The sequence below is a fragment of the Mycobacterium sp. 1164966.3 genome, assembly GCF_001665395.1.
Lineage (GTDB): Bacteria > Actinomycetota > Actinomycetes > Mycobacteriales > Mycobacteriaceae > Mycobacterium.
The window spans coordinates 236,108-262,116 of record NZ_LZSG01000001.1; the positions used below are offsets into that span (position 1 = coordinate 236,108).

Genomic DNA, 26,009 nt, shown 5'->3' on the forward strand with positions numbered 1-26,009 from the left:
CTTGACTCTGACCCTTGCGCTAATACTGCTTATTGTCGTGCTCGCGTTCGCGGTTGCCCGTCCACGGGGATGGCCGGAGGCGATCGCAGCGGTTCCAGCCGCATTCATTCTCATTGCGACGGGCGCGATCTCGACACGCCAGGCGGCAGCGCAGGTGTCCGGACTGGCCGGTGTCGTCGTCTTTCTGGGCGCTGTGCTGGTATTGGCCAAGCTGTGCGACGACGAGGGCCTGTTCGAGGCGGCGGGCGCGGCCATGGCCCAGCGGTTGGGATCCAGGGGCCTGTTGCGCGAGGTGTTCGTCATCGCCGCAACCATCACCGCCGCGCTCAGCCTGGACGCCACCGTGGTGTTGCTGACCCCGGTGGTGCTGGCCACGGTCCGGCGGTTGCGAACTCCGGTGCGGCCCTATGCCTATGCCACCGCACACCTGGCCAACGGGGCGTCGCTGCTGCTTCCGGTATCCAACCTGACCAACCTGCTGGCCTTCCGCGTCGCCGACATCTCGTTCACCAAGTTCACGCTGGTGATGACACTGCCGTGGCTGGCAGCGGTGGGCACGATATACGTGGTCTTCCGATGGTTTTTCAGACGGGATCTGCGCATTGCGCCGGACCCTGAGCAACTCGGGGCTCCGCCTCGGCCGCCGGTGTTCGTGGTGGTGGTAGTCGGTTTGACGCTTGTCGCTTTTGCTTTTGCCGAATCGGTCGGGCTGGCGCCGGCCTGGGCCGCGTTGGCCGGCGCATCGGTGTTGGCGCTGCGTAGCCTCTACCACCGGCGCACCTCGGTGGTGGAGATCGCGCGCTCGGTAAACGTTTCGTTTCTGGTGTTCGTGCTGGCGTTGGGCGTCGTGGTGCAGGCCGTCATGCTCAACGGGATGACGACGCACATGTCGGCGGTGCTGCCGTCGGGCTCCGGGTTGCCCGTGCTACTCGGAATCGCCGCGCTGGCCGCTGTTTTGGCCAATGTCGTCAATAACTTGCCCGCGACGCTGGCCATGATGCCGCTGGTCGCGGCCAGCGGGCCGGCGGCGGTGCTGGCGGTGCTGATCGGAGTGAACATCGGGCCGAACCTGACGTACGTCGGCTCGCTGTCCAACCTGCTATGGCGACGAGTGCTGCGACAGCACAGCGTCGAGGCTGGCTTCGGCGAGTACACCTTGCTGGGGCTGTGCACCGTGCCTACGGCTTTGGTGGCGGCGGTGTTGGCGCTGTGGGCCGGCGCGCGAGTGCTTGGCTTGTAATCGCGAGCAGGCTAAAGCAAGCCGCGCAGCAGCGCTGGATAGTCGGTGATGAGGCCGTCGACGCCGTCAGCGATCAGCTTGCGCATGCCATCGGCGCTGTTCACCGTCCAGGGGATCACCTTGAGCCCCAACCCGTGTGCCCTGTCGACGAACGCCTTGTCGACCAGCGTGTACCTGGGCGATAGCATGCTTGCGCCCACCATCATCGCGCCGATGATCGGATCACCGACCACTGCCGAATCAATACCGGCCAGCCACGGCGAACCCGGTACCCAGGTTTCCTCATTCCACAAGGCCACCAACGGAATCGACGGCGCGGCCTGATGAACCATCGGCAGCGTCCGCCAGTCGAAACTCTGAATTTCAACCCGGTCTACCTTTCCCGCAGTCCTGACGGCGGCCAGTAACGCATCGACGAATTCCTGCGGGTCAGCCGAGACCTCCGGACGGTCGGCGGCCACCTTGGTCTCGATGTTGTAGCGGACGTCAGCATCACCGGTGGCCTCGAAGACTTCGGGCAAAGTCGCTATCTTGTTGTGCCACACTACTTCTGCTTGCGGGAATTCGCCGCTGGGTTTTCCGCAGTCCAGGGTCCGGAGCTGCGCCAGGGTAAGCTCATGGATGAGTTTGCCGGCGTAAGGGTATGCCGGATCGCCGTAAAATGCCGGCCCCGTGTCGGAGCACTGCCGGGAATCGATCGCCGGATCGTGCCACACCACGGGTTGCTGATCCTTCGTGATGTTGATGTCGAATTCCAACGTGCTGACTCCGATTTGGATCGACTTGGCGAACGCACGCAGCGATTCCCCGGTAGCCTCGCCGCGCCCGCCGGCGTGCGCCTGTACGTCGAAGTCGGACGACTGGGCGTGCGCGGTCACCGGCCAACCGATTAAAGCGACCCCCGCGAGCCACGCACCCAACACCCGCGAGCAGACGCAAAATCGCCCAAAATTGGCCAATTTGGGGCGATTTTGCGTTTGCTCACCCAAAAACTCAGCCCCGACGCTGGCGGGAGATTTCAGCAAGCACCACCCCGGCTGCCACCGAGGCGTTCAGCGACTCGCTCTGACCGGCCATCGGGATGGACACCACTTCGTCGCAGTTCTGCCGCACCAGCCGGGACAGCCCCTTGCCTTCCGAACCGACCACCAGCACCACCGGGTCGGTGCCGTCCAGGTCATCGAGCGGTGTGTCTCCATCGGCGTCCAACCCGATCAGCCGCAGACCGTGATCTGCCCAATCCTTAAGAGCCCTGGTGAGATTGGTGGCACGCGCCACCGGGATCCGGGCCGCGGCACCGGCGCTGGTGCGCCACGCCACCGCCGTCACCGAGGCGGAACGACGCTGCGGGATCAACACGCCATGACCGCCGAACGCCGCCACCGAACGCACGATCGCACCGAGGTTGCGGGGATCGGAGATGTTGTCCAGCGCCACCAGCAGCGCCGGCGGTGTGTCCAGCGCAGTGGCCAGCAGGTCGTCGGGGTGGGCGTACCGATAGGGCGGTACCTGCAGCGCGATGCCCTGGTGCAGGTGGTTTGCGGTCATCCGGTCCAGGTCGCTGCGCGGCACCTCGAGGATCGCAATTCCCGAATCTGCGGCCCGGGAAACAGATTCGGTGAGTCGCTCGTCAGCCTCGGTACCGAGCGCGACATACAGCGCGTTCGCCGGAACACCGGCACGCAGGCATTCCAGCACCGGGTTGCGGCCAAGCACGGTCTCGGTTTCGTCGACACGACCCCGGGCCGGCCGCCGCGCCTGCGCGGCAGTCCGCTTGGCGGCGGGATGGTTGGGCCGCAAGTGCGCGGGCGGCGTGGGGCCGCGGCCCTCCAAGGCGCGTCGACGCTGTCCGCCCGACCCGACGGTGGGGCCCTTCTTGGTGCCCGCTTTGCGCACCGCCCCCCGCCGGCGCGAGTTACCGGCCATCTACTTGTCGTCCGACCGCAGCGACCATTGCGGCCCGTCGGCGGTGTCGGTGACTTCGATTCCGGCCTGGTTGAGCCGATCACGGATCTCGTCGGCCTGCGCCCAGTCGCGCTGCTCGCGCGCCCTTTGCCGGTTTTCCAACTCGTTTTGCACCAGCACGTCGACGGCAGCCAGCGCGGCCGATGTCTCGTCACGCGATTCCCAGCGTTCGTCGAGCGGGTCGCAGCCCAAAATGCCCATCATCGCCCGAATTGCGCTGGCACTCTTCAAGGCTCCCTCGTGGTCGCCGGCATCGAGGGCACGGTTGCCCTCCGCGCGCATCTGATGGACCTCGGCCAGCGCGGTCGGCACCGACAAATCGTCGTCGAGCGCCTCGGCGAACCGCGGGGTCCATTCGCCGGGCACGACCGCCCCGGCGCGGTTGCGCACCCGGTGCAGAAAGTCCTCGACACCGACGTAGGCGTTGACCGCGTCCCGCAGGGCAGCCTCCGAGTACTCCAGCATCGAGCGGTAGTGCGCGCTGCCCAGGTAGTAGCGCAGTTCGGCCGGGCGCACCCGCTGCAACATCGCCGGTATGGAAACCACGTTGCCCAGCGACTTGCTCATCTTCTCCCCGCCCATCGTCACCCAGCCGTTGTGCAGCCAGATGCGGGCGAATCCGTCGCCGGCGGCACGGCTCTGCGCGATCTCGTTCTCGTGGTGCGGGAATATCAAATCCATTCCGCCGCAATGGATATCGAATTCCGGCCCAAGGTAGGTGCGGGCCATCGCCGAGCATTCGATGTGCCAGCCCGGACGTCCGCGGCCCCACGGCGACGGCCACGACGGCTCACCCGGCTTCTCGGCTTTCCACAGGGTGAAATCGCGCTGGTCGCGCTTGCCGGTGGCCACCCCCTCGCCCTGGTGGACGTCGTCGATGCGGTGCCCGGACAGCTGCCCGTATTCCGGGTAGCTGAGCACGTCGAAGTAGACGTCGCCGCAGCCGGTATAGGCGTGGCCAGTTTCGATCAGGCGTTGCATTAATTCGATCATCTGGGTGATGTGGCCGGTGGCGCGTGGCTCGGCCGACGGCGGCAGGACATCCAGGGCGTCGTACGCCGCGGTGAATGCCCGCTCGTGGGTGGCGGCCCACTCCCACCAGGGCCGGCCCGCCGCTGCGGCCTTGGTCAGGATCTTGTCTTCGATGTCGGTCACGTTGCGGATGAAGGCCACGCTGTAGCCGCGGGCCAGCAACCAGCGGCGCAGGATGTCAAAGGCCACCCCGCTGCGCAGGTGCCCGATGTGCGGTAACGCGTCCGGGGTGGCGCCGCACTGGTAAATGGAGACGTGCCCGTCGCGCAGCGGGACGAAATCTCTCACCGTCCCAGACGCCGTGTCGCGTAGCCGCAAGGTCACGACGTGCCAGCTTACCTGGCCAATTGCCGCGACCCGCGACCGCTTGGGCCGCACAGCAGGTGTCAGGCGACCCGCACCACCAGCGCCGTCGCGATGGCGGCGACGCCCTCACCGCGGCCGGTGAGGCCCAGTCCGTCGGTGGTGGTGGCAGACACCGCAACCGGCGCTCCCACCAGACCCGACAGCACAGACTGCGCCTCGGCGCGACGCGGGCCGATCTTGGGCCGGTTGCCGATCACCTGCACGGCAGCGTTGCCGACCCGGTAGCCCTGCTGCGACAGCAGCTCGACGACATGACGCAGCATGTCGGCCCCGGTGACGCCCTTCCAACGCGGATCGTCCACCCCGAACACGGCGCCGATGTCGCCCAGCCCTGCGGCGGAGAGCAGCGCGTCGCACAGCGCGTGCACCCCCACGTCGCCGTCGGAATGTCCGGCGCAGCCGTCGGCGTCGGGAAACAACAGCCCCACCAGCCAGCAGGGCCGTCCAGTCTCAATCGGATGCACGTCGGTGCCCAAACCGACGCGTGGCAAGTCGTTCACTGCCGCACGATCGCTTGGGCCAGCAGTAGATCGAGCGGGGTGGTGATCTTGAAGGCCAACGGGTCGCCCTCAACCACCTGCACCTGGCCGCCGACGTGCTCGACCAGGGACGCGTCATCGGTGAATTCGGCGCTATTCACGTGCCGATAAGCCCGCTCGAGAAGGTCTCTGGCGAACCCCTGCGGGGTTTGCACCGCGCGCAGTCCGGCCCGCTCAGGGGTGCCGAGCACCGCCCCGTTGGCATCCACGGCCTTGATGGTGTCAGAGACCCGCAGCGCGGGCACCACGGCACTGTTGCCGGCTCGCAACGCGTCCACGACCCGCACGATCAGCTCCGGGGGGGTCAACGCCCGCGCGGCGTCGTGCACCAGCACGAACTCCGCATCTCCCGGGACAGCCTGCAGCGCCTGCGCCACCGACTCGGTGCGGTTGGCGCCACCGGTCACCACTATGGCGTTGCCGCCGAGGACTCGCTTGGCCTCGTCGGCGCGGCCGGCGGGTACGGCTATCACCACGTTGTCGACGACACCGGAATCCAGCAGGCCGTTGACGGCCCGTTCGAGCAGGGTGCGCCCGTCGAGTTGATAGAACGCTTTGGGAATGCCGGCAGCCAGCCGCTCACCCGACCCTGCGGCCGGAACTATTGCGACGACTTGCAACTAGAGACGTCTTCAGGACGCGGCGGCCAGAACCTCGTCCAGGATGGTCTCGGCTTTGGCGTCGTCGGTGCTCTCAGCGAGCGCCAACTCACCTACCAGAATCTGCCGAGCCTTGGCCAGCATGCGCTTCTCGCCGGCGGACAAACCGCGTTCCTGGTCACGACGCCACAGGTCGCGCACCACTTCGGCCACCTTGTTGACGTCGCCGGAGGCGAGCTTTTCCAGGTTGGCCTTGTAGCGGCGGGACCAGTTCGTCGGCTCTTCGGTGTGCGGCGCGCGCAGGACCTGAAAAACCTTGTCCAGGCCTTCCTGGCCGACCACATCGCGGACGCCGACGTACTCGGCGTTCTCCGCGGGCACTCGAACCGTCAGGTCTCCCTGCGCAACTTTCAAGACGAGATACTCTTTTTGCTCCCCTTTGATGGTTCGGGTTTCGATCGCCTCGACTAACGCAGCACCGTGGTGTGGGTATACAACGGTGTCTCCGACCTTGAAAATCATCTGATTCGAGCCCCTTTCGTTACTCCATGCTAACACGGCCGTCCAACACCCGCGGAACAACGGTGCAGGTCAGGGGCACGACACCCGCAGATTAGGGGTTGACAGGCGAGGCAAGACGTGCAAGGCGTCACACCGCCGGCGGCTTTCCCGGGGTGCTGCTGCGCTGGTCTTGGGGCCGCCGGAGACGCACCGGCAACGGTCAGCCGCCCTGGCAGGTGCCCTTCCAGTTGGGTGCGGTGGGCTATCGTCGACGGCACCGCACCTACTACTGTGCATAGTTGAATGTTCGACCGTTGCGCCCTTCCCTGAATCAGCGGCCAATCCAGGAGGCATTGAGTGAACCGCTTCAAGACCCGCCTCCCCGCCATCCTCATCGTCGGCCTCGTTGCCTTGATCGCGCTGGTGCTCAGCGGTTGTGGAGCCGGCCAGATTGCGCAGACGGCCAACCAGGAGCCCGCCGTCAACGGAAACAGGCTCACCATCACCAACGGCGACCAGCGAGTGGAACTACGCGATATCCGCATCCAGGCCTCGCAGACCGGTGACTTCATCGAGCGGGGCCGGACGGTGGACCTGGTGTTCGTCGCTGTCAATCAATCGCCCTACGTAGCCGACAGGCTGGTGGAGATCACCAGTGACATCGGGCGCGTCGAGATCACCAACGACGCTCGTCTGCAGCCCAGCGGGATGCTGTTCGTCGGTGCGCCCGAAGGTCAGCGGGCGGAGGCGCCGGGGCCCATCGGGACCAGCAACGCGGCCAAGGCCGTAGTCACCTTGGCCGAGCCGATCAGCAACGGGCTCACCTACAAGTTCAACTTCAAATTCGAGGTGGCCGGTCAGGGCAGCGTGATGGTGCCGATTTCGGCCGGGCCGGAACCGCAGCGCGTGTGAATCCGCCGGGCTGTCACACCGGCCCGATACGGTCATGTCGTGGCGACCACGCGTACCCAGTACCGCTGCTCGGAATGCCGTCACGTCACCGCTAAATGGGTAGGGCGCTGCCTGGAGTGCGGAACCTGGGGCACCGTCGACGAGGTGGCCGTGCTCAGTGCGGTCGGCGGCGGCAATCGGCGTTCGGTGGCCGGCGCTGCCCAAGCCGTTCCGATCAGTTTGGTTGACGCGAACCAGGTGCAACCCTGCCCCACCGGCGTCGACGAGTTGGACCGGGTACTCGGCGGCGGTGTGGTGGCCGGCTCGGTGACGCTGCTGGCCGGCGACCCCGGGGTGGGTAAGTCGACGCTGCTGCTCAAGGTGGCCCATCGGCACGCGCAGTCCGGCCGGCGCGTGCTGTACGTCTCCGGTGAGGAGTCCGCCGGCCAGATCCGGCTGCGTGCGGACCGGATGAGGTGCGTCGGTGACGAGCTTTACCTAGCCGCGGAAGCCGACCTGCACAGGGTGCTGGACCATATCGCCACGGTCCGGCCCACCCTGGTCGTCGTGGACTCGGTGCAGACCATCTCGACCGCCGAGTCCGACGGCGTCGCCGGCGGCGTCACACAGGTGCGGGCGGTGACGGCGGCGCTTACCGCGGCGGCCAAGGCCAACGGAGTCGCGGTCATCCTGGTCGGCCACGTCACCAAGGAAGGGGCCATCGCGGGCCCACGGTCACTCGAGCACCTGGTCGACGTGGTGCTGCATTTCGAAGGCGACCGCAACAGCACGCTGCGCATGGTTCGCGGTATCAAGAACCGTTTCGGCGCTTCCGACGAAGTCGGCTGTTTTCAGTTGCACGACAACGGAATCGAAGACGTCGCCGACCCGTCCAACCTGTTCCTGGATCAACGCCCCGCCCCAGTCCCCGGCACGGCGATCACGGTGGCGCTGGACGGGAAGCGACCACTGATCGGCGAGGTCCAGGCCTTACTGGCGACGCCGAACGGCGGCTCGCCCCGTCGTGCCGTCAGCGGCATCGACCATGCCCGGGCCGCCATGATTACCGCGGTGCTGGAAAAGCACGCCCGGCTCAAAAGTCTCGCGATCAACGACATCTACTTGTCCACCGTGGGCGGCATGCGGCTGACCGACCCGTCCTCGGACCTCGCGGTGGCCATCGCGCTGGCCTCGGCGTATGCGAATCTGCCACTCCCGGCCACGGTGGTCGTGATTGGTGAGGTAGGCCTGGCCGGCGACCTGCGCCGGGTCCACGGCATGGAACGGCGCCTTGCCGAAGCGGGCCGACAGGGGTTCAACCTCGCGCTGATCCCGCCGGGTCACCAGGTACTACCGGCGGGCATGCATGCCCTGTGTGCGCCCAACATCGTTGCTGCTCTCAAGCACATGGTCGACATCGCCGACCACCGCTGCGCTGCCCCGGCCAAGTCGTATCGGCTGGACAAGTCCCAATAGGGTCCCCCTAATCGGCCGGGACATAGCAGAATGCACGCTGTGACGCGACCAACGCTGCGTGAGGTTGTCGCCCGCCTGGCACCTGGCACCGGGCTCCGGGATGGCCTGGAGCGCATTCTGCGCGGGCGCACCGGGGCGTTGATCGTGCTCGGGCATGACGAGAACGTCGAGGCCATCTGCGACGGCGGTTTCTCGCTGGACGTCCGATATGCGCCGACGCGGCTGCGCGAACTGGCGAAGATGGACGGCGCCGTCGTGCTCTCCACCGATTGCAGCCGCATCGTAAGGGCCAACGTGCAGCTGGTTCCGGATCCCTCGATACCCACCGACGAGTCGGGAACCCGCCACCGCTCGGCGGAACGGGCCGCGATCCAGACCGGCTACCCGGTGATCTCAGTCAGCCACTCGATGAACATCGTGACCGTCTACGTGGGCGGGGAGCGCCACGTGCTGACGGACTCCGCGACGATCCTGTCGCGGGCGAACCAGGCCATCGCAACCCTGGAGCGGTACAAAACCCGGCTCGACGAGGTCAGCAGGCAACTGTCCAGGGCCGAGATCGAGGATTTCGTCACGCTGCGCGACGTGATGACCGTGGTCCAGCGCCTCGAGCTGGTGCGTCGCATCGGTCTGGTCATCGACTACGAAACCGTCGAGCTCGGCACCGACGGCCGCCAATTGCGACTGCAGCTGGAGGAGCTGCTGGGCGGCAACGACACCGCCCGTGAATTGGTCGTCCGCGACTACCACGCCAATCCCGAGCCACCGTCGGGTCCGCAGATCGCCGCCACCCTGGCGGAGCTGGACAGCTTGTCCGACACCGAACTACTCGAACTGACCGCGCTGGCAAAGGTTTTCGGGTATCCGACCACGGCCGAGGCCCAGGACTCGGCGCTGAGCCCGCGGGGCTACCGCGCGATGGCCGGGATTCCCCGGCTGCAGTTCGCCCACGTGGACCTGCTGGTCCGGGCCTTCGGAACGCTGCAAGGTCTGCTCGCGGCCAGCGCCAGCGACCTGCAATCGGTGGAGGGCATCGGCGCGATGTGGGCACGCCATGTGCGCGAGGGCCTGTCGCAGCTGGCAGAGTCGACGATTGCCGATCCGCTGGATTGACGTCGAAGCTATCCCGCAGGGGCGGGACCGGGCGCCGGCGGCCCTTCCGGTTGCGGCGGAACCGGTTGCCCGGCCGGCGCGGGCCCGGGAGGCGCCGGCGGCTGGTTCAGGATGAACGGAACAGGCTGCGACCGCAGGTTGCCCAGCTGCACCACCAGGTTGTAGGTTCCCGCCCCGATGGCCGGCCGCGGCAACGGGCAGTGCTGTGCCGAGCCCATTCCGGTCCAGGTCACCGCGGTCGTCACCTGCTCGCCGGGCGTAAAGGTCTTGACCAGCGTCTCGTTGGACGGCGCGCAGTCCAGGTTGGACCACAGCCGCTTGTTGTCCAGGGAGTACACGTAGGCGGCAAGCACCGCCGCGCCGACGTCGCGTTTGCAGGCCACCAGGCCGATGTTGGTGACAACCATGGTGAATTTCGGCTGGTCACCGATGAAGTACTGGGGCGCGTTGGTCAAACCTTTGACCGCCAGGGTGGAATCCGGGCAGTCGTCACCCTCTTTGAGCACGGGCGGCGGCTGTACCGCGGCCGTCGGTGTCGGGGACTCGGGGTTTTGTCCCTGCGGGGGCTGCTGTCCCTGTGGCGGTGCCATCGGCGGGCTGCCTTGCGGCGCGACGGAGGGCGGCGCATGCGGCGCGGGCGAGCCGGGATGGCTTTGCGCCGAACCCGGTTTCTCGGCGTTGGAGGGTTTGGCCCCGGCGCTGCTGCTTACGAAGGCAATGATCGTCGCAACCGCGATCCCGACCACGACCACCACAATGCCCAACGCCAGACCTCTGCGCCGCCAGTAAATCTCAGTGGGTAGCGGGCCACGCGGTTCCAGATCCAGCACATTCACACCGTAGGCCCAGGTCACGCATACTCGTTCGACCCGCCTCGGCGTGTCGCGCGGTTAGCTGGGCTCTGAAAAGCGCAAGACGTGTTAGGGGCCGGCCGGGTGCGGCCGTAAGCCAGTGCTGCGTCAGGATCTCCGGTGACCCGGCCGATGAGCTCGGCGCATTCAGCTCTGGGGCTCGTCTCCGATATCACCCAGATGGTGGACCAGCACCGCGCGGCCCTCGGCAAGGCGGTAGGTGACGCCCGCTATTGCCAGGGTGCCGGCCCCCACCCGCTCCGCAATGACCGTCGACCGCTCCATGAGCTGTGCCGCCGTCTCCCGTACATGCCGCGCCTCGAATTCGTCAGGGCGGGTCAGCCCGTCGCGGCGGCCCAACAGAATCGTCGTGACAACCCGCTCCACCAGGTCCCGCACAAAACCGACTGGTATTTCACCGTCATCAAGCGCGCTCAGGGCGGCCTTGACGGCACCGCAGCTGTCATGGCCGAGAATCACAACCAGCGGTACGTCGAGGACAGCAACCGCGTACTCGATGGATCCCAGAACTGCCGCATCGATGGCCTGCCCGGCGGTGCGTACCACGAACATGTCGCCCAGGCCCTGGTCGAAGATCAGCTCGGCGGCGACCCGGCTGTCGGCACAGCCGAAGATCACCGCGGTCGGCTTCTGGCCCGCGGCCAGACTGGCGCGATGGTCGACGCTCTGGCTCGGATGCTGGGGCTTGCCGGCAACGAATCGCTCGTTACCCTCTTTGAGTGCTTTCCACGCGGTTACCGGATTGGTGTTGGGCATGGCCCACATTCTGCCGGACGCCGCGGTGACCGGCTCGGAACACATACCAGTCACCAATCTTGTGGACTGGTACCGACGATCCCGTCGTGACCTGCCCTGGCGAGATCCAGCCGTGAGTGCATGGCAGATCCTGGTCAGCGAGTTCATGCTGCAGCAGACGCCGGTGGCCCGGGTGCTGCCGGTCTGGACGGAGTGGGTGCGCCGGTGGCCCACAGCGTCGGCCACCGCAGCGGCCACTGCGGCCGATGTGCTGCGCGCCTGGGGCAAGCTCGGCTATCCGAGGCGGGCCAAGCGGCTGCACGAGTGCGCCACCGTAATCGCCCGCGACCATGCCGACTTGGTTCCCGACGACGTGGACACCTTGCTGACCTTGCCCGGAGTGGGTAGCTACACCGCCCGGGCGGTAGCGTGCTTCGCCTACCGGCAGCCGGTTCCGGTGGTGGACACGAATGTGCGCCGCGTGGTGGCCCGGGCCGTACACGGCCGCGCCGACGCCGCGGCGCCGTCGTCGGCTCGAGACCATGCCGACGTTTCGGCGCTGCTGCCCAATGACCATGCGGCGCCTGAATTCTCGGCGGCTTTGATGGAGTTGGGCGCTACCGTGTGCACTGCGCGGGCACCCCGGTGCGGGTTGTGCCCGCTGGACGAGTGCGCGTGGCGGCGGGCCGGTTATCCGCCGCCGACTGGCCCGGCCCGGCGTGTTCAGACCTACGCGGGAACCGACCGTCAAGTGCGCGGACGGCTGCTGGATGTGTTGCGCGCCAAGGAGTCTCCGGTGTCCCGGGCCGAACTGGACGTGGCTTGGCTGACCGATACCGCGCAACGCGACCGGGCCCTTTATTCGCTGCTGGACGATGGCCTGGTCACTCAGACCGGCGACGGCAGGTTTGCGCTGGCCGGTGAGGGTTAGCGCGAGCAGACGTCACACGATCGTGCAAAGAAAGGACTCCACCGCCTCCCGGTACACCTGCGGTGCCTCGTCGTGCAGCAGGTGGCCGGCCTCGGGAACACGCAAATACGTTGTCGTACAGCCGGTTTTGCTCATCTCGACCATTTGGCCGGGCGGGGTGACGGAGTTGCCGGCCTCGAGCAGCAGCGCCGGCACACGCACGGCCAGCCACTGTTTCCAGTAGTCGCGGGTACCCCACTCGGCGGCGATCTCAATCCACCGGGAGGTGTGACCGTGCAGCCGCCAGCCGGTGTCGGTGCGGTCGAAAGCTTCCAGAAAATACTGACCGGCGACGTCGCCGAACTCGGCGAATACTTGTTCTTCAGAGAGGAATTCGACCGGCAGGGCATGCAGCCAGGGTTCCCAGGGGCCGGTGGTACGGCCGCGGAAATCCGGTGCCATGTCCTCGACGACGAGCGCCGAGACCAGCTCGGGGCGCTCCGCGGCCAGACACCACGAGTGCAGCGCACCCATCGAATGACCGACCAGCCTGGCCGGCGCACCCAGCGAGGCCACCGCGTCACCCAGATCGGCCACGAAGCGCTCGGTGCTGATCGGGTGGGGATCGAACACGTCGCGGCCCCGGTGCCACAGCGCGTCGTAGGTATACACGGTGCCCAGCCGCGTCAGCCACGGGATCTGACGCGACCAGGTGGTGCCCCGGCCCATCAGGCCGTGCACCAGCACCAGAGGATCGCCCCGGCCGCCGCGGCGGGTCAACAGGTCGCTGGGCATAGCACAATCTTGCGTGACCTGATCTTGAGCCGGACCGGCGGCACGGTAGCCTAACGACATGCCGCCAGTGGTGAAGATCAACGCTATCGAAGTACCCGCCGACGCTGGCCCCGAACTGGAGAAGCGGTTCGCCCACCGCGCACATGCGGTCGAGAACTCTCCCGGCTTCCTCGGCTTTCAGCTGTTGCGCCCGGTCAAGGGCGAGAACCGCTATTTCGTGGTAACGCACTGGGAGTCCGATGAAGCATTCCAGGCGTGGGCTACCGGGCCCGCTATCGAAGCCCACGCCGGCCACCGCGCCAACCCGGTGGCAACCGGCGCGTCGTTGCTGGAATTCGAGGTTGTGCTGGACGTTGCCGGCTCCGGTCAGTCGGGCTAGCCGGCGCCGGGTTCGACACCGCATAGCGGCGCTGTGCGCCATCGCGGCGTTGGTCGTGACCCTGACGCCGGGCTGTGCGCCATCACCTGCCCCAGAGGCGAATGCGGCTAATTCGGGTCGACCGATCGACACCAGTACGCCTCCCGGACTGCGTGCCCAGCAGACCTTGGACATGCTCAACTCGGACTGGCCCATCGGGCCCGTCGGGGTCGGCACTCTTGCCGCAAAGGACAAGGTCGAGATGGTCCGGACCGCCATGGAGGGGCTGTGGTGGGATCGTCCGTTCACACTTGCGGGCGTTGACATCGGGGCCAGCGTGGCCACCCTGCACCTGATCTCCTCGTACGGCGCACGCCAGGACATCCGGATTCACACCGACGACGACAGGTGGGTCGACGGGTTCACCGTCGAGACGCAGCCGCCCTTGATCAAGTCGTGGGCCGACGTCGATGCGGTACTGAGCAAGACCGGGGCACGGTACTCGTATCAGGTCGCCAAGGTCAACAACGGCGAATGCGAGCCGGCAGCCGGCACCAACACCGGTGACTCCCTGCCCCTGGCATCGATTTTCAAGTTGTACGTGCTGCACGCGCTGGCGGGTGCGGTCAAAAACGGGACAGTGTCCTGGGATGACCAGTTGACCGTCACCGACAAGAGCAAAGCCGTGGGTTCCTCAGGCCTGGAATTGACTGCTGGAGAGCATGTTTCGGTTCGTACAGCCGCCGAGAAGATGATTGCCAACAGCGACAACATGGCCACCGACTTGCTGATCGACAGGTTGGGTACCCGAGCCATCGAGCGTGCGCTGGTCACCGCCGGCCACCATGACCCGGCCAGCATGACGCCATTTCCGACCATGTATGAGCTGTTCTCCGTCGGCTGGGGGCAACCGGATCTACGCGGCCAATGGAAGCAGGCATCGTCTCCGCAAGTCCGAGCCGAGCTGCTGAAGCAAGCGAATGCCACTCCCTATCAACCTGATCCGACCCGCGCCCACGCCCCGGCATCGATCTACAACGCCGAATGGTATGGCAGCGCCGAGGACATCTGCCGCGTCCATACGACGCTGCAGGCCGACGCGGTGGGCCAGGCTGCGCCGGTCAGGAAGATCCTCGCCGCCGTCGCAGGTATTCAGCTGGACCGCAACGACTGGCCGTACATCGGCGCCAAAGCCGGTGGCCTGCCGGGTGATCTGACGTTCAGCTGGTACGCCGTCGACAAGACACACCAGCCGTGGGTGGTCAGCTTTCAGCTGAACTGGCCGCGCGATCATGGACCGACGGTCACCGGCTGGATGTTGCAGGTGGCCAAGCAGGTATTCGCCATGGTGGCCCCGCAATAGCCCGTCTAGCGCATCGAGGATTCGCAGGCATGGGCAGTCTGCAGCGCCGCGCGGAAGGTGTCCAAGGCCATCTGCGTCAGTTCGTCTCGGGAGATCGTCTGTGACTCAACCCATTCCACGCAGATGGCGCGAACAAAGACCAGCCACCCGTGGACGGCGACGGCAGCGACCTGACGGGCATATCCGTGCAGACCGGTCGCGTCGAGGATGCGCTGGGCCACCATCGCCAACTCTTCGGCGATGATCGCCTGAATCACGGGATCGCCGGCGAGGGCACCTCGGTTCACCGTGAGCGCGTCGCGCGGGTTGTCGACGAAGTACTGGATGTGGGCGTCAAGGGCGGTACGTAGTTGCTCGTCTGCGGTGCGGCCGTCGGCGGGCGCGGAACTGGCCAATAACCGATCGCTGGCGCGCTGAAAGATCGCCGCGTAAAAGTCACGCTTGGTCGGAAAATATCGGTACAACAACCGCCGAGTAACACCCGCGCGCTCGGCGATGTCCTCCATCAGCACGTCCTCGTACGGCCGCTCGGCGAACAGCGCAGCACCTATGTCCAGCAGCTGATCGCGGCGTCGCTGTGGGCTGAGGCGCTGCCGAGTCATCCATGCACCTTACTTCACATGTATGAATTAACGGTGGTAGAGTCCTGCTAGTACACATACGTGAACTAGTGAGAGGATGCCTGCCATGACCGCCACTGCCCCGCCGCCGACGGTCCCCAGCTATGTGAACTGGCTGTTCAAACGCCTGCTGGGCTCACCGCTGCATCGTTTGGTCAGCGGCAACACGATGTTGCTGACCTTCACCGGTCGCAAAACCGGGAACCGCTACGTCGCAGTGGTTCGCTACATTCGCCGCGCCGACCTGGTCATCTGCTACACCGACAGCAAATGGTGGATCAACTTGCGCGGCGGCGCCCCCGTCGAGATGCTGATCGCGGGCCGGAAGCTGCAAGGGGTCGCGACGCCTGTCGAGGATCGCGCAACGGTAGCGGCGAGCTTGTCAGAGTTCCTTTGCGCGACGCCCGGGGACGCAAAAGTATTACGGAGTGCGCCGCGGCGCCGACGGCCGGCCTCGTGGCGACGATATCCGCAGGGCGGCCGAATACACCGCGATGATCGAAATCCGGATCGAGTCGTAATCCGCTCAGGGTGGTGGTCGACGGGGCCCTGTCGAATCTACGAGCCGATCAGGACCACCGCAGGGTCCAGCGCCGATCGCGGTAGTGCAGGACACTGCGACCGCCCGGTGCAATGTCGATGCGCCAGAACGACTTTGGCGGAGCGTCCAGCGCCACTAATATCGCCGCGCGGATCACCGCCGGATGCGTGACCGCGATCGTCGGTAATGCGTTGTGGCTCAACGACTCCAGCCATTCGGCGACCCGGTCGATCAGGCCGGAGATCGATTCGCCGCCGTGCGGCGCTTGGGCCGGATCCGTCGACCACGTCTGAAGGTCATCGGGCGGGATGCTCGCCAATGATTTCCCGCGCCAGCGTCCGCAATCCAGGTCTGCCAGCCGCCGCTCGGTGGCGGCGTGCAGCCCGAGTAGTTCTGCCGTCTGCCGGGCGCGCAGTTCGGGTCCCGCTAGTTGGCTTGCGTTGCTGGGGATTTCGAGACGTCCGGCCTGTCTCTGTCCAATGTGGTTGAGAGGCTCGTCGGCGGGGAAGCGCCCGGCCGCCATCGCGTCGGTCATCCCGTGCGATACCAAGGTCAGCCGGCTAAACTCGGTCACGCCGCGATACTCGAAGCCCGTCCGCTCTGGGCACGGCCGTCGAGCAGCCGTCCGGCAAGCGTCGCGAAAACCAGGCCGATGGACCCCCACAGCACGAGCTGCGTGGCCAGCGCAACCAACCGGAATTCGTAGAGAACGTCGGCAGGAAAGCCGGGATAGACAATCGCACCCGAGGCGTTGCGCAGCGGTTCCGGAGTCTCGTGCAATGTCGGCAACAACACCAGGATTACCGTGATCAATGCCACGTAAGAGCCCGCCGCGAGCAGGCCGGCATTCCACAGACCGCCGAATAGGGCGGCGAGCCGCCGGGCCAACGACACCGCAACGACCGCGAGCACGACCGAGCCCAGCACAGCCACCAGGTACCACCCGGTGCGTGCTCCGACGGTGTCTGACTGGCCGACGGCAGGCGGGTTCGGCGGGTACTTCACAAACGGCACCAGGTAGACGGTGACGAACGCAGCTGCGGCCAGTCGCAGCGAAAACGGTCGTGCCGCAACGTCTCTCGCGGAGTCTCCGGTACGTCCGTAGATCAGGCAGAACGCCACCGCGAACAGTGCCCCCATGGCGACACCAAAAGCCAGTAGTCCGAAGCCCAATCCGGCGTTGGATTGCACACTACGGCTGAACAACTCGGCACCGTGCTCGTGCACACCCTGGGCATTCTCGGCTTCGGTTCTGCCGTTCTCGAATGCGATGGCGCGGCCAATGGCGGGCTCGGCGCACAAGCGGGCGAATATGAACGCAAGTACCGCTCCGACCGCGCCCGCCAGCAGACCTCGTAGGATCAGACGCTTCTCCACGCTACGGGCGCCTTATGTCAGCTCAGTGGCAGGGGAATCCGAGCAGATGCCGTGCGTCGTGCACGAATTCGTGCACGTGCGAGTCACTGCCGAACAGTGATACCGCTCCCTGGTCGATGCCGACGAAGTACAGCGTCAACAGCGCCAGAAAGACGGTCGCTGCCAGCCACAGCGCCGCACTCGTCGCCGACAGATCCACCGATGCGATCCTGGTGCCAGTTGTCTCGCTATTGGCCACGGGTTACTCCTTCTGGGATGTCGCGTCCCGCTTAGGCGTTGGTGACGAGCTTCGGGTCTGACTTTGCACAGTGGCGCGACCGTTCTGGAATTTCACCAGATTCCGCGGCCCGTCTACAACATCCGTCAGTCTAGACCGGCGCTCACGGCGGCCGACAACCGTCCTGACCACAGTGACACTGCGTCTACGGCGCGGATGTGCGAGTGGGGCGCGCCTCCACCGCAGAATCAGTGCCGTCACCGCAGTCTCGCTGCGGCGCGACCCGCGGGCGTTGCACAAAGTGCCGCCGAGGCGCGCTACTTGCTGTGCGCGCCGGCTTTCGCCAGATCGGGCTCGGCCGGCGGCTTGCGGGTTCCGGTGAACGTGAACGCCGCGTCCTCGCCGGAGCCTTCGCCGTCCCAGTTGTCCACGTCGACCGTGACGATCTGTCCCGGCCCGACCTCCTCGAAGAGAATCTTCTCGGACAACTGGTCCTCGATCTCGCGCTGAATGGTGCGCCGCAGCGGACGCGCACCCAGCACCGGATCGAAGCCACGCTTGGCCAGCAACGACTTGGCCTTGTCGGTCAACTCGAGCGCCATGTCCTTGCCCTTGAGCTGAGTGGCGACCCGGCCGATCATCAAGTCGACCATCCGGATGATCTCCTCGCGGGTCAGCTGGTGGAAGACGATGATGTCGTCGATGCGGTTCAGGAACTCCGGCCGGAAGTGCTTCTTGAGCTCGTCGTTGACCTTCTGTTTCATCCGCTCGTAGTCGTTCTCACCGCCGCCTTTGGTGAATCCCAGGCCGACCGGCTTGGAGATGTCGGACGTGCCGAGGTTGGACGTGAAGATCAGCACCGTGTTCTTGAAGTCCACGGTGCGGCCCTGCCCATCGGTGAGCCGACCGTCCTCAAGAACCTGCAACAGGCTGTTGTAGATCTCCTGGTGCGCCTTCTCGATCTCGTCGAACAGCACCACGCTGAACGGCTTGCGGCGCACCTTCTCGGTGAGCTGTCCGCCCTCCTCATAACCGACATATCCAGGCGGAGCACCGAACAGCCGCGACGCCGTGAACCGGTCGTGGAACTCACCCATGTCGATCTGGATGAGGGCGTCGTCGTCGCCGAACAGGAAGTTCGCCAGCGCCTTGGACAGCTCGGTCTTACCGACACCCGACGGGCCCGCGAAGATGAACGAACCCGACGGCCGCTTGGGGTCTTTCAAACCGGCGCGGGTACGGCGGATCGCCTTGGAGACCGCCTTGACCGCGTCCTCCTGCCCGATGATCCGCTTGTGCAGCTCCTCCTCCATCCGCAGCAGCCGGGTGGTCTCGGCCTCGGTGAGCTTGAACACCGGGATCCCGGTCCAGTTGCCCAGCACCTCGGCGATCTCATTGTCGTCGACCTCGGCGACCACGTCGAGATCGCCTGAACGCCACTGCTTTTCGCGTTCCGCGCGCTGCGCGACCAGCTGCTTCTCCCGGTCACGCAGGCTGGCCGCCTTCTCGAAGTCCTGCGCGTCAATCGCAGACTCCTTCTCGCGGCGCGCCTCGGCGATCTTCTCGTCGAACTCGCGCAGGTCTGGCGGCGCCGTCATCCGGCGGATCCGCATCCGGGCGCCCGCCTCGTCGATCAGGTCGATCGCCTTGTCCGGCAGGAACCGGTCGTTGATGTAGCGGTCCGCCAGGGTGGCAGCCGCCACTATCGCGGCGTCGGAGATGGAAACCCGGTGGTGCGCCTCGTAGCGGTCCCGCAGACCCTTGAGGATCTCGATGGTGTGCTCCACCGTGGGCTCGCCCACCTGCACCGGCTGGAAGCGGCGCTCCAGCGCGGCGTCCTTCTCGATGTACTTGCGGTACTCGTCGAGCGTGGTGGCACCGATCGTCTGCAATTCGCCACGGGCCAGCTTGGGCTTGAGGATGCTGGCCGCATCGATCGCGCCCTCGGCGGCACCGGCCCCCACCAGGGTGTGCAGCTCGTCGATGAACAGGATGATGTCGCCGCGGGTGTTGATCTCCTTGAGCACCTTCTTCAGGCGTTCCTCGAAGTCACCGCGGTAACGCGAGCCTGCCACCAGCGATCCCAGGTCCAGGGTGTAGAGCTGCTTGTCCTTCAGCGTCTCGGGGACCTCGCCGTGCACGATCGCCTGCGCGAGTCCTTCGACGACGGCTGTCTTGCCGACGCCGGGCTCACCGATCAGCACCGGGTTGTTCTTGGTGCGCCGGGACAGAACCTGCATCACCCGCTCGATTTCCTTCTCGCGGCCGATAACCGGGTCCAGCTTGCCCTCCATCGCGGCGGCCGTCAGGTTGCGGCCGAACTGGTCGAGGACCAGCGACGTGGACGGGCTGCCGGATTCGCCGCCCCGACCACCGGTGCCGGCCTCGGCGGCTTCCTTGCCCTGGTAGCCGCTCAGCAGCTGAATCACCTGCTGGCGCACCCGGGTCAGCTCGGCACCCAGCTTCACCAACACCTGGGCGGCCACACCCTCGCCCTCGCGAATAAGCCCCAGCAAAATGTGCTCGGTACCGATGTAGTTGTGGCCGAGCTGCAGGGCCTCCCGCAGACTCAGCTCGAGAACCTTCTTGGCGCGCGGGGTGAAGGGAATGTGCCCTGACGGTGCCTGCTGGCCTTGGCCGATGATCTCCTCGACCTGACTGCGAACGCCTTCCAGCGAGATGCCAAGCGACTCCAGCGACTTGGCGGCGACGCCCTCACCTTCGTGGATCAGACCCAACAAGATGTGCTCGGTCCCGATGTAGTTGTGGTTGAGCATCCGGGCCTCTTCTTGGGCCAGGACGACCACCCTGCGGGCACGGTCGGTAAATCGTTCGAACATCGGTGGTTACCTGCTCTCCCTCACCATCGGTACAACCTCTATTACGGCCCCTTTGTGGCCCCTTTAGTCCGTGGGGCCGGAATCGCGTACCTGCCGTCCACTGTAATGGTCGGCCTGCCAGGGTTCCTAACCTTGACGGTTCCCCAGCACTCCTGCAGAACTCCGCAGATCCGAGCCGTACCTACAGCAACGAGGAAACCCTTCGAATCGTTTCCCGAGTCCCCGTCGAACCGTTCGCCGCCAGCGAAAGCGGCAAAAAGACAGAAGCCCGGGCCGTGGGGCCCGGGCACCGGTCCGCAGTTTGTCAGGTGGCCGCGTGGAACGCGTCGATGACGTCGGCCGGGATACGGCCGCGGGTCGACACGTTGTGGCCATTGCGACGGGCCCATTCGCGGATCGCCGCGCTCTGCTCGCGGTCGATCGCGCCACGGCCCCTGCTCGAGCCCGAACGTCCACGTCGCCGTCCGCCCACACGTCGGCCGGCAGCTACCCATTGCTTCAGGTCGTTGCGCAGTTTCGCAGCATTCTTGGAAGAAAGATCAATCTCATACGTCACCCCGTCAAGCCCGAATTCGACCGTTTCATCGGCGGCGCCCGCACCATCGAAATCATCGACCAAGGTGACGGTCACTTTTTTCGCCATCGGCTTACCCTCGCGTTTCTTCCTGTGCAGTTCGGATAGACTCCCCGCCACCAATCTGCCATACGACTGCAGAATACTCAATCCGAACACAAGAGGCATAGTTCAGTTGGAGTGTGGCCGCACAATGGGGAACAAAACTGTGTCTCGAATTGACAGTCCGGTCAAAGACATCAACAACCTATCGATGCCCATTCCGGTTCCGGTACACGGCGGCATCGCATACTCCAACGCAGCGAGAAAATCTTCGTCCAGTGCCATCGCCTCATCGTCACCGGCGGCCGCGGCGCGAGCTTGTTCGAGGAATCTCTCGCGCTGCACAACCGGATCGGTCAATTCGGAGTAGCCCGTAGCGAGTTCGACACCGCGCAAGTACAGATCCCACTTCTCGGTTACCCCCGCGATACTGCGATGTTGGCGAGTCAATGGCGTTGTCTCAACAGGAAAGTCCTTCACAAAAGTGGGTGCTGTGAGGTTCTTGCCAACCGAATGCTCCCATAGTTCCTCGACGAGTTTGCCGTGTCCGTAGCCCCGGTTCTGCGGGATCTCGACACCGAGCTGGTCCGCTATGGCTGATAGCCGATCGACCGTCGTCTGCGGTGTGATCTCTTCACCGAGCGCCGATGACAGGGACGGATACATTTGTATCGACGCCCATTCTCCGTCTATGTCGTAGACACTCCCATCGGGCAGTGGAAGTTGTCTGGTCCCGATCGCTTCGTCAGCGACCTCTTGAATAAGCTCACGGGTGACGACTGCCGAATCCTCATACGTTCCATAGCTCTGGTAGGTCTCGAGCATGGAAAATTCCGGTGAATGCGTGGAATCGGCGCCTTCGTTTCGGAACACGCGATTAAGTTCGAAGACCTTGTCGAAACCGCCGACGACGCAGCGCTTGAGGAACAGTTCCGGCGCGATCCTCAGGTAGAGATCGATGTCCAGGGCATTGGAATGCGTGATGAACGGGCGAGCCGCCGCGCCGCCGGCCAGCGTCTGCAACATAGGCGTCTCGACTTCGAGAAATCCGCGCCGTTCCAGCGCATTTCTTAGGGCGCGGACAACCGTGATCCGTTGCCGGGCCACCGTGCGCGCTTGCGGGCGAACGATCAGGTCCACATACCGCTGCCGGACCCGTGATTCTTCGCTCATCTCCTTATGCGCGACGGGCAGCGGCCGCAGCGACTTGGACGCCATCTCCCACGAGTCGGCCAGAACGGACAATTCGCCGCGCCGCGAGCTGATCACATTGCCGTGGACGTAGACGATATCCCCCAGATCGATGTCGGCCTTCCAATCGTCGAGGGCCTTTTGACCGACCTTGTCCAGGCTGATCATCACCTGCAACTGGGTGCCCTCGCCGTCCTGGAGTGTCGCAAAACACAATTTCCCGGAGTTGCGGGCGAACATGACCCGGCCCGCGACGCCGACTACGTCGTCGGTGGTCGTGTCGGTCGGCAGATCGGGGTAGGCGGCGCGGATCTCGGCCAGCGTGTGGGTGCGTTCCACCTCTACCGGGTACGGCTCACGGCCCTGCGCCAACAGTTGGGCGCGCTTGTCCCGACGGATCCGCAGCTGCTCGGGAATGTCTGGGTCGGCTGAGCTCACGACGTGCCAGCTTAAATCAACGCGTCCAGAGGGGCATCGAGCCTGCGCCCGACGGCTTTGGGCGTGAACTGACGGCGTTGGCGGTGAACCGACGGCCTTGGGTGTGAACTGACGGCCTTGGGTGTGAACTGACGGCTTTCGGTGTGACCGTAGGGTGGTGTTTTGGCGAGTTTCGTCGCCCTAGGCTCACGCGCGACGCCCTCTTTTCACACCCAACACCGCCAGAAGCCGCCCACAAGCCGTCAAAAACTTCGACTAGGCCGACGCAGGGTTAGGCAAGCCGGAAAAGCGGTCTAGCGTGCCGTCTTCAACCGCCCGCGCTGGGCGTCCCTGTTGCGCTCGAAGACCAGATGCAGGCCATGCAGGGTCAGGTGTTGGTCGTAGTGGTCGACGGTATGCAATTCCGGCAGTAGCAGCGGCGCCGTGTGGCCGGTTGCCACCACCGCGACCTTGTCGCCCAGGTCGCCGGAAAACCCGTCCACGTCCTCGCGGATGCGCCCGACCAGGCCGTCGACCAGACCGGCGAAGCCGAACACCGCACCGGCCTGCATGCATTCGACGGTGTTCTTGCCGACCACCGAACGGGGCCGGGCCAATTCGACGCGGCGCAAAGCCGCAGAGCGGGCCGCCGCGGCGTCCGACGAAACCTGGACCCCGGGAGCGATGGCGCCGCCCAGGAATTCGCCTTTGGCCGACACCACGTCCACGCATATCGACGATCCGAAGTCGACGACGATGGCGGCCCTGTTGAACCGGTGGAATGCGGCCAGGCAGTTCACAATCCGGTCGGCGCCCACTTCCTTCGGATTGTCGACCAGCAGGGGAATGCCGGTACGCACACCCGGTTCGATCAGCACGTGCGGCACCGACGGCCAGTACTGGTCGAGCATGACGCGCACCTCGTGCAGCACCGACGGCACGGTGGACAGCGCGGCCGCGCCGGTGAGCCGCTCCGAGTCGTCGCCGATCAGCCCGTCGATGGTCAGCGCCAGTTCATCGGCGGTTGCCTCGGACTCGGTGCGAATCCGCCACTGCTGCAAGACTTTTGCGTGCTCTTTGGTCCCGGTCAGCAGCCCGACGACGGTGTGCGTGTTGCGGACGTCGATCGCCAGCAGCACGGTTACCGCACACCGATCCGCGGGTCCAACAGCTCGGCCGCGTCGGGAGGCACGAAGGCCGGGTCGTGTCCCAGGTCGATCTGCCTATTGCGGGCGTCGACGAACACGATCCGCGGCTGGTATGCCCGCGCCTCGGCATCCTCCATCGTCCCGTATGCGATCAGGATGACCAGATCGCCGGGATGAACGAGATGCGCTGCGGCACCGTTGATTCCGATCACGCCGCTGCCCCGCTCGCCGGTGATCGCGTAAGTGACCAGCCGCGCGCCGTTGTCGACGTCGACGATGGTCACCTGTTCGCCCTCGAGCAGGTCCGCGGCGTCCATCAGGTCGGCGTCGATGGTGACCGAGCCAACGTAGTGCAGGTCGGCCTGGGTCACCGTGGCGCGGTGGATCTTCGACTTCAGCATCGTCCGTAACATCAGTTCCTCCAATGTGATTGGGCGTAATCGTCCGGTCTGGCGGTACCGGCGAGTGTTCCTATCTCAAGCGCGATGTTGTCCAGCAGCCTGGTCGTGCCCAGCCTGGCGGCGACCAGCATCCGGCCCGCTCCGCAAGCGGGCGCCGGGCCAAGGTCGGCGGCGCGCACTTCCAAGTAGTCGAGCACGAGCGCGGGGACGGCGTCGAGCACGGCGCGAGCCGCGTCCAGCGCGGCCTGCGCGCCCGCCGGGGCGGCATTCATGCCGGCCAGCAGTGCCGCTGACAGCGTTCCGGCCAGCTCCCGCTGCGTGGGATCTAGGTAGCGGTTGCGCGACGACATCGCCAGCCCGTCGGTTTCCCGCATGGTCGGCACGCCGACCACCGCGACGTCGAGGTTCAGGTCGGCAGCCATCTGCCGGATCAGCACCAGCTGCTGGTAGTCCTTCTCGCCGAAGAACACGCGGTCGGGACGCACGATCTGGAGCAGCTTCAGCACGACGGTCAGCACCCCGGTGAAATGCGTTGGCCGCGGCCCGCCCTCGAGTTCAGCGGCCAGCGGACCGGGCTGCACGGTGGTGCGCAAGCCGTCGGGATACATCGCGGCCGCCGTCGGCGCGAACACGATCTCGACGCCCTCACCTCGCAGCAGCGCGAGGTCGTCGTCGAGCGTCCGCGGATAGGCGTCGAGGTCTTCGCCCGCCCCGAATTGCAGCGGGTTGACGAAGATGGACACCACGACCACCGAGCCGGGCACCAGTTTTGCGGCGCGGACGAGGGACAGATGCCCGTCGTGCAATGCACCCATGGTCGGCACCAGCATGATCCGGCGGCCGGTATGCCGCAGCGCGCGGCTGACGTCGGTGACGTCGCGCGGGGTCGAGTAGACGTTGAGTTCGCCGGGCTTGAATGCGGGCGGCTTGATCGCTTTGGTCATGGCGTGAGCACTTCGACGACGTCGCCCGGGGCATGCGCACGCAGGGCGGTCCGCAGGGCGTTCACCCGATACGCGTGGGCCAGTTCCGGGTCGACTCGCTCCAGGGCGGCCAAATGGCCCGCGACGGCGGCAGCGTCACCGCGGGCGACCGGGCCGGTCAGCGCGGCCTGGCCGCGCTGCAGGGTGTTCTCCAGTGCCGCCCGGGCCAGCGGCCCGACGATGCGTTCGGCGATGCCGCCCGGTTGGTCGTCGACACTTTGTTGACCGAGCAGTTCGCTGCCGCGCAGGGCCGCGCGCAACGCCTCGAGCGCATCGGCCAGCACCGTCACCACATGGTTGCTCGCATGGGCCAGCGCAGCGTGATAAAGGACACGTGCGTCTTCGCGGACGCAGAAGGGCTCACCGCCCATCTCCAGTACCAGCGACTGGGCGATCGCGTGTCCCACGTCGTCGGCGGCGGTGATTCCGAAGCAGGTGTCCGGCAGTCGGCTGATGTCCTCGTCGGAGCCGGTGAAGGTCATCGCCGGGTGAATGGCCAGCGGGATGCAGTCCGGGGCCAGCGGCGCGAGGATCGCGATCCCATTGGCGCCGGACGTGTGCGCGACGATCGTTCCGGGCCGCACGGCCGAGGTGGCGGCCAGGCCGGACACCAGCCCCGCCAACTCGCTGTCCGGGACCGCGAGCAGCAGCAGCTCGGCGGCGGTCGCGACCTCGGGCGGCGGCAGCACCGCGGTATCGGGTAGCCGGCGCTGTGCCCGCTGGCGCGACGCGTGGGAGATGGCGCTGCACGCCACTACGACGTGGTCGGCGCGTTCCAGCGCGACACCGAGTGCGGTGCCCACCCGGCCGGCCGAGATGATTCCCACCTTGAGCCTGGCCGGGCGCAGTCCGTCGAACTGCACCATCGCAGCGACCTCGCAAAGTTACTTGGTTCGTTCCAGT

The 26,009-nt window shown here is 66.0% G+C and carries 27 protein-coding genes; 7 read left to right on the forward strand and 20 right to left on the reverse strand.

The genetic code is table 11. The features are described 5' to 3' along the window. The first annotated feature begins 1 nt into the window (after position 1). Positions 2 to 1,240, forward strand: coding sequence for an SLC13 family permease (locus A9W99_RS01065; RefSeq protein ID WP_067372060.1), 1,239 nt, complete (start codon positions 2 to 4; stop codon positions 1,238 to 1,240). An 11-nt stretch (positions 1,241 to 1,251) separates the two neighbouring features. Here A9W99_RS01065 and A9W99_RS01070 read toward each other — a convergent pair whose 3' ends face one another. The 6 genes from A9W99_RS01070 to carD form a co-directional block, all read right to left on the reverse strand. After that, positions 1,252 to 2,118: a glycerophosphodiester phosphodiesterase family protein gene (locus A9W99_RS01070; protein ID WP_371514910.1), complete on the reverse strand. Its 867-nt coding sequence runs from the start codon at positions 2,116 to 2,118 to the stop codon at positions 1,252 to 1,254. A gap of 115 nt (positions 2,119 to 2,233) precedes the next feature. Then, entirely contained in the window at positions 2,234 to 3,166 is a 933-nt protein-coding gene (gene rlmB / locus A9W99_RS01075) for a 23S rRNA (guanosine(2251)-2'-O)-methyltransferase RlmB (RefSeq protein ID WP_067372071.1), read from the reverse strand. Next, positions 3,167 to 4,561 (reverse strand): cysteine--tRNA ligase, encoded by a 1,395-nt coding sequence (cysS, locus tag A9W99_RS01080; RefSeq protein WP_067372077.1) that lies wholly within the window; start codon positions 4,559 to 4,561, stop codon positions 3,167 to 3,169. 62 nt (positions 4,562 to 4,623) lie between these two features. Then, complete coding sequence (gene ispF / locus A9W99_RS01085; RefSeq protein WP_067372080.1) at positions 4,624 to 5,103, reverse strand: 2-C-methyl-D-erythritol 2,4-cyclodiphosphate synthase; 480 nt, start codon at positions 5,101 to 5,103, stop codon at positions 4,624 to 4,626. Further along, on the reverse strand, positions 5,100 to 5,762 hold the full coding sequence (gene ispD, locus A9W99_RS01090) for a 2-C-methyl-D-erythritol 4-phosphate cytidylyltransferase (protein ID WP_067372083.1): 663 nt from the start codon (positions 5,760 to 5,762) through the stop codon (positions 5,100 to 5,102). Before ispD ends, ispF begins: the two co-directional genes overlap by 4 nt. A 12-nt stretch (positions 5,763 to 5,774) precedes the next feature. Beyond that, positions 5,775 to 6,263 carry an RNA polymerase-binding transcription factor CarD gene (gene carD, locus A9W99_RS01095; RefSeq protein WP_003419482.1) on the reverse strand — a complete coding sequence of 163 codons (489 nt, stop codon included), beginning with the start codon at positions 6,261 to 6,263 and terminating at the stop codon, positions 5,775 to 5,777. 336 nt (positions 6,264 to 6,599) lie between these two features. Here carD and A9W99_RS01100 point away from each other — a divergent pair, with 336 nt between their 5' ends. From A9W99_RS01100 to disA, 3 genes are read left to right on the forward strand one after another with little or no spacing between them, the layout of a single operon-like run. After that, a complete protein-coding gene (locus tag A9W99_RS01100; RefSeq protein ID WP_067372084.1) occupies positions 6,600 to 7,154 on the forward strand; it encodes a hypothetical protein in 555 nt (184 codons plus the stop codon). 39 nt (positions 7,155 to 7,193) lie between these two features. Next, positions 7,194 to 8,609 carry a DNA repair protein RadA gene (radA, locus tag A9W99_RS01105; protein WP_067372086.1) on the forward strand — a complete coding sequence of 472 codons (1,416 nt, stop codon included), beginning with the start codon at positions 7,194 to 7,196 and terminating at the stop codon, positions 8,607 to 8,609. Between the two features lie 30 nt (positions 8,610 to 8,639). Continuing rightward, positions 8,640 to 9,722 carry a DNA integrity scanning diadenylate cyclase DisA gene (disA, locus tag A9W99_RS01110; RefSeq protein ID WP_082929750.1) on the forward strand — a complete coding sequence of 361 codons (1,083 nt, stop codon included), beginning with the start codon at positions 8,640 to 8,642 and terminating at the stop codon, positions 9,720 to 9,722. 8 nt (positions 9,723 to 9,730) lie between these two features. On the opposite strand, the gene A9W99_RS01115 is transcribed toward disA, so the two are convergent. Together A9W99_RS01115 and A9W99_RS01120 are read right to left on the reverse strand one after the other, a co-directional pair. Next, positions 9,731 to 10,552 carry a hypothetical protein gene (locus A9W99_RS01115; protein WP_156622890.1) on the reverse strand — a complete coding sequence of 274 codons (822 nt, stop codon included), beginning with the start codon at positions 10,550 to 10,552 and terminating at the stop codon, positions 9,731 to 9,733. Positions 10,553 to 10,720: 168 nt separating this feature from the next. Beyond that, positions 10,721 to 11,350, reverse strand: coding sequence for a carbonic anhydrase (locus A9W99_RS01120; RefSeq protein WP_067372091.1), 630 nt, complete (start codon positions 11,348 to 11,350; stop codon positions 10,721 to 10,723). On the opposite strand from A9W99_RS01120, the gene A9W99_RS01125 reads away from it, so the two are divergent. Then, positions 11,349 to 12,260, forward strand: a complete 912-nt coding sequence (locus A9W99_RS01125) for an A/G-specific adenine glycosylase (RefSeq protein WP_067372094.1) — start codon at positions 11,349 to 11,351, stop codon at positions 12,258 to 12,260. The genes A9W99_RS01120 and A9W99_RS01125 overlap by 2 nt on opposite strands. A gap of 12 nt (positions 12,261 to 12,272) precedes the next feature. On the opposite strand, the gene A9W99_RS01130 is transcribed toward A9W99_RS01125, so the two are convergent. Next, complete coding sequence (locus A9W99_RS01130) at positions 12,273 to 13,034, reverse strand: alpha/beta fold hydrolase (protein ID WP_067372407.1); 762 nt, start codon at positions 13,032 to 13,034, stop codon at positions 12,273 to 12,275. Positions 13,035 to 13,092: 58 nt separating this feature from the next. Between A9W99_RS01130 and mhuD the strand changes: the two genes are divergently transcribed. Further along, a complete protein-coding gene (mhuD, locus tag A9W99_RS01135) occupies positions 13,093 to 13,413 on the forward strand; it encodes a mycobilin-forming heme oxygenase MhuD (RefSeq protein WP_067240772.1) in 321 nt (106 codons plus the stop codon). After that, complete coding sequence (locus tag A9W99_RS01140) at positions 13,388 to 14,755, forward strand: serine hydrolase (protein ID WP_067372098.1); 1,368 nt, start codon at positions 13,388 to 13,390, stop codon at positions 14,753 to 14,755. Before mhuD ends, A9W99_RS01140 begins: the two co-directional genes overlap by 26 nt. 5 nt (positions 14,756 to 14,760) lie before the next feature. Here the strand turns inward: A9W99_RS01140 and A9W99_RS01145 are convergent, their stop codons facing one another. From A9W99_RS01145 to A9W99_RS01195, 11 genes are all read right to left on the reverse strand, one after another. After that, positions 14,761 to 15,357 carry a TetR/AcrR family transcriptional regulator gene (locus A9W99_RS01145; protein ID WP_067372100.1) on the reverse strand — a complete coding sequence of 199 codons (597 nt, stop codon included), beginning with the start codon at positions 15,355 to 15,357 and terminating at the stop codon, positions 14,761 to 14,763. A gap of 587 nt (positions 15,358 to 15,944) precedes the next feature. Beyond that, the gene (locus tag A9W99_RS01150; protein ID WP_067372102.1) at positions 15,945 to 16,490 is read right to left on the reverse strand and encodes a histidine phosphatase family protein; all 546 of its coding nucleotides are present in this window, start codon (positions 16,488 to 16,490) and stop codon (positions 15,945 to 15,947) included. Continuing rightward, positions 16,487 to 17,293 carry a CbtA family protein gene (locus A9W99_RS01155; protein ID WP_067372105.1) on the reverse strand — a complete coding sequence of 269 codons (807 nt, stop codon included), beginning with the start codon at positions 17,291 to 17,293 and terminating at the stop codon, positions 16,487 to 16,489. Before A9W99_RS01155 ends, A9W99_RS01150 begins: the two co-directional genes overlap by 4 nt. A 22-nt stretch (positions 17,294 to 17,315) precedes the next feature. Next, a complete protein-coding gene (locus A9W99_RS01160; protein ID WP_067372108.1) occupies positions 17,316 to 17,531 on the reverse strand; it encodes a CbtB domain-containing protein in 216 nt (71 codons plus the stop codon). 296 nt (positions 17,532 to 17,827) lie between these two features. Then, on the reverse strand, positions 17,828 to 20,350 hold the full coding sequence (clpC1, locus tag A9W99_RS01165) for an ATP-dependent protease ATP-binding subunit ClpC (protein ID WP_067372111.1): 2,523 nt from the start codon (positions 20,348 to 20,350) through the stop codon (positions 17,828 to 17,830). A 304-nt stretch (positions 20,351 to 20,654) separates the two neighbouring features. Next, complete coding sequence (lsr2, locus tag A9W99_RS01170) at positions 20,655 to 20,993, reverse strand: histone-like nucleoid-structuring protein Lsr2 (protein WP_067372409.1); 339 nt, start codon at positions 20,991 to 20,993, stop codon at positions 20,655 to 20,657. A 102-nt stretch (positions 20,994 to 21,095) separates the two neighbouring features. Beyond that, a complete protein-coding gene (gene lysS / locus A9W99_RS01175) occupies positions 21,096 to 22,595 on the reverse strand; it encodes a lysine--tRNA ligase (RefSeq protein WP_067372114.1) in 1,500 nt (499 codons plus the stop codon). Between the two features lie 293 nt (positions 22,596 to 22,888). Next, positions 22,889 to 23,713, reverse strand: coding sequence for a type III pantothenate kinase (locus A9W99_RS01180; RefSeq protein ID WP_067372117.1), 825 nt, complete (start codon positions 23,711 to 23,713; stop codon positions 22,889 to 22,891). A 2-nt stretch (positions 23,714 to 23,715) separates the two neighbouring features. Continuing rightward, on the reverse strand, positions 23,716 to 24,135 hold the full coding sequence (panD, locus tag A9W99_RS01185) for an aspartate 1-decarboxylase (protein ID WP_067372120.1): 420 nt from the start codon (positions 24,133 to 24,135) through the stop codon (positions 23,716 to 23,718). Then, the gene (gene panC, locus A9W99_RS01190; protein WP_156622891.1) at positions 24,135 to 25,055 is read right to left on the reverse strand and encodes a pantoate--beta-alanine ligase; all 921 of its coding nucleotides are present in this window, start codon (positions 25,053 to 25,055) and stop codon (positions 24,135 to 24,137) included. The genes panD and panC overlap by 1 nt, the downstream gene beginning before the upstream one ends. An 8-nt stretch (positions 25,056 to 25,063) precedes the next feature. Continuing rightward, on the reverse strand, positions 25,064 to 25,972 hold the full coding sequence (locus A9W99_RS01195; protein ID WP_067372125.1) for a Rossmann-like and DUF2520 domain-containing protein: 909 nt from the start codon (positions 25,970 to 25,972) through the stop codon (positions 25,064 to 25,066). Positions 25,973 to 26,009 lie beyond the last annotated feature (37 nt).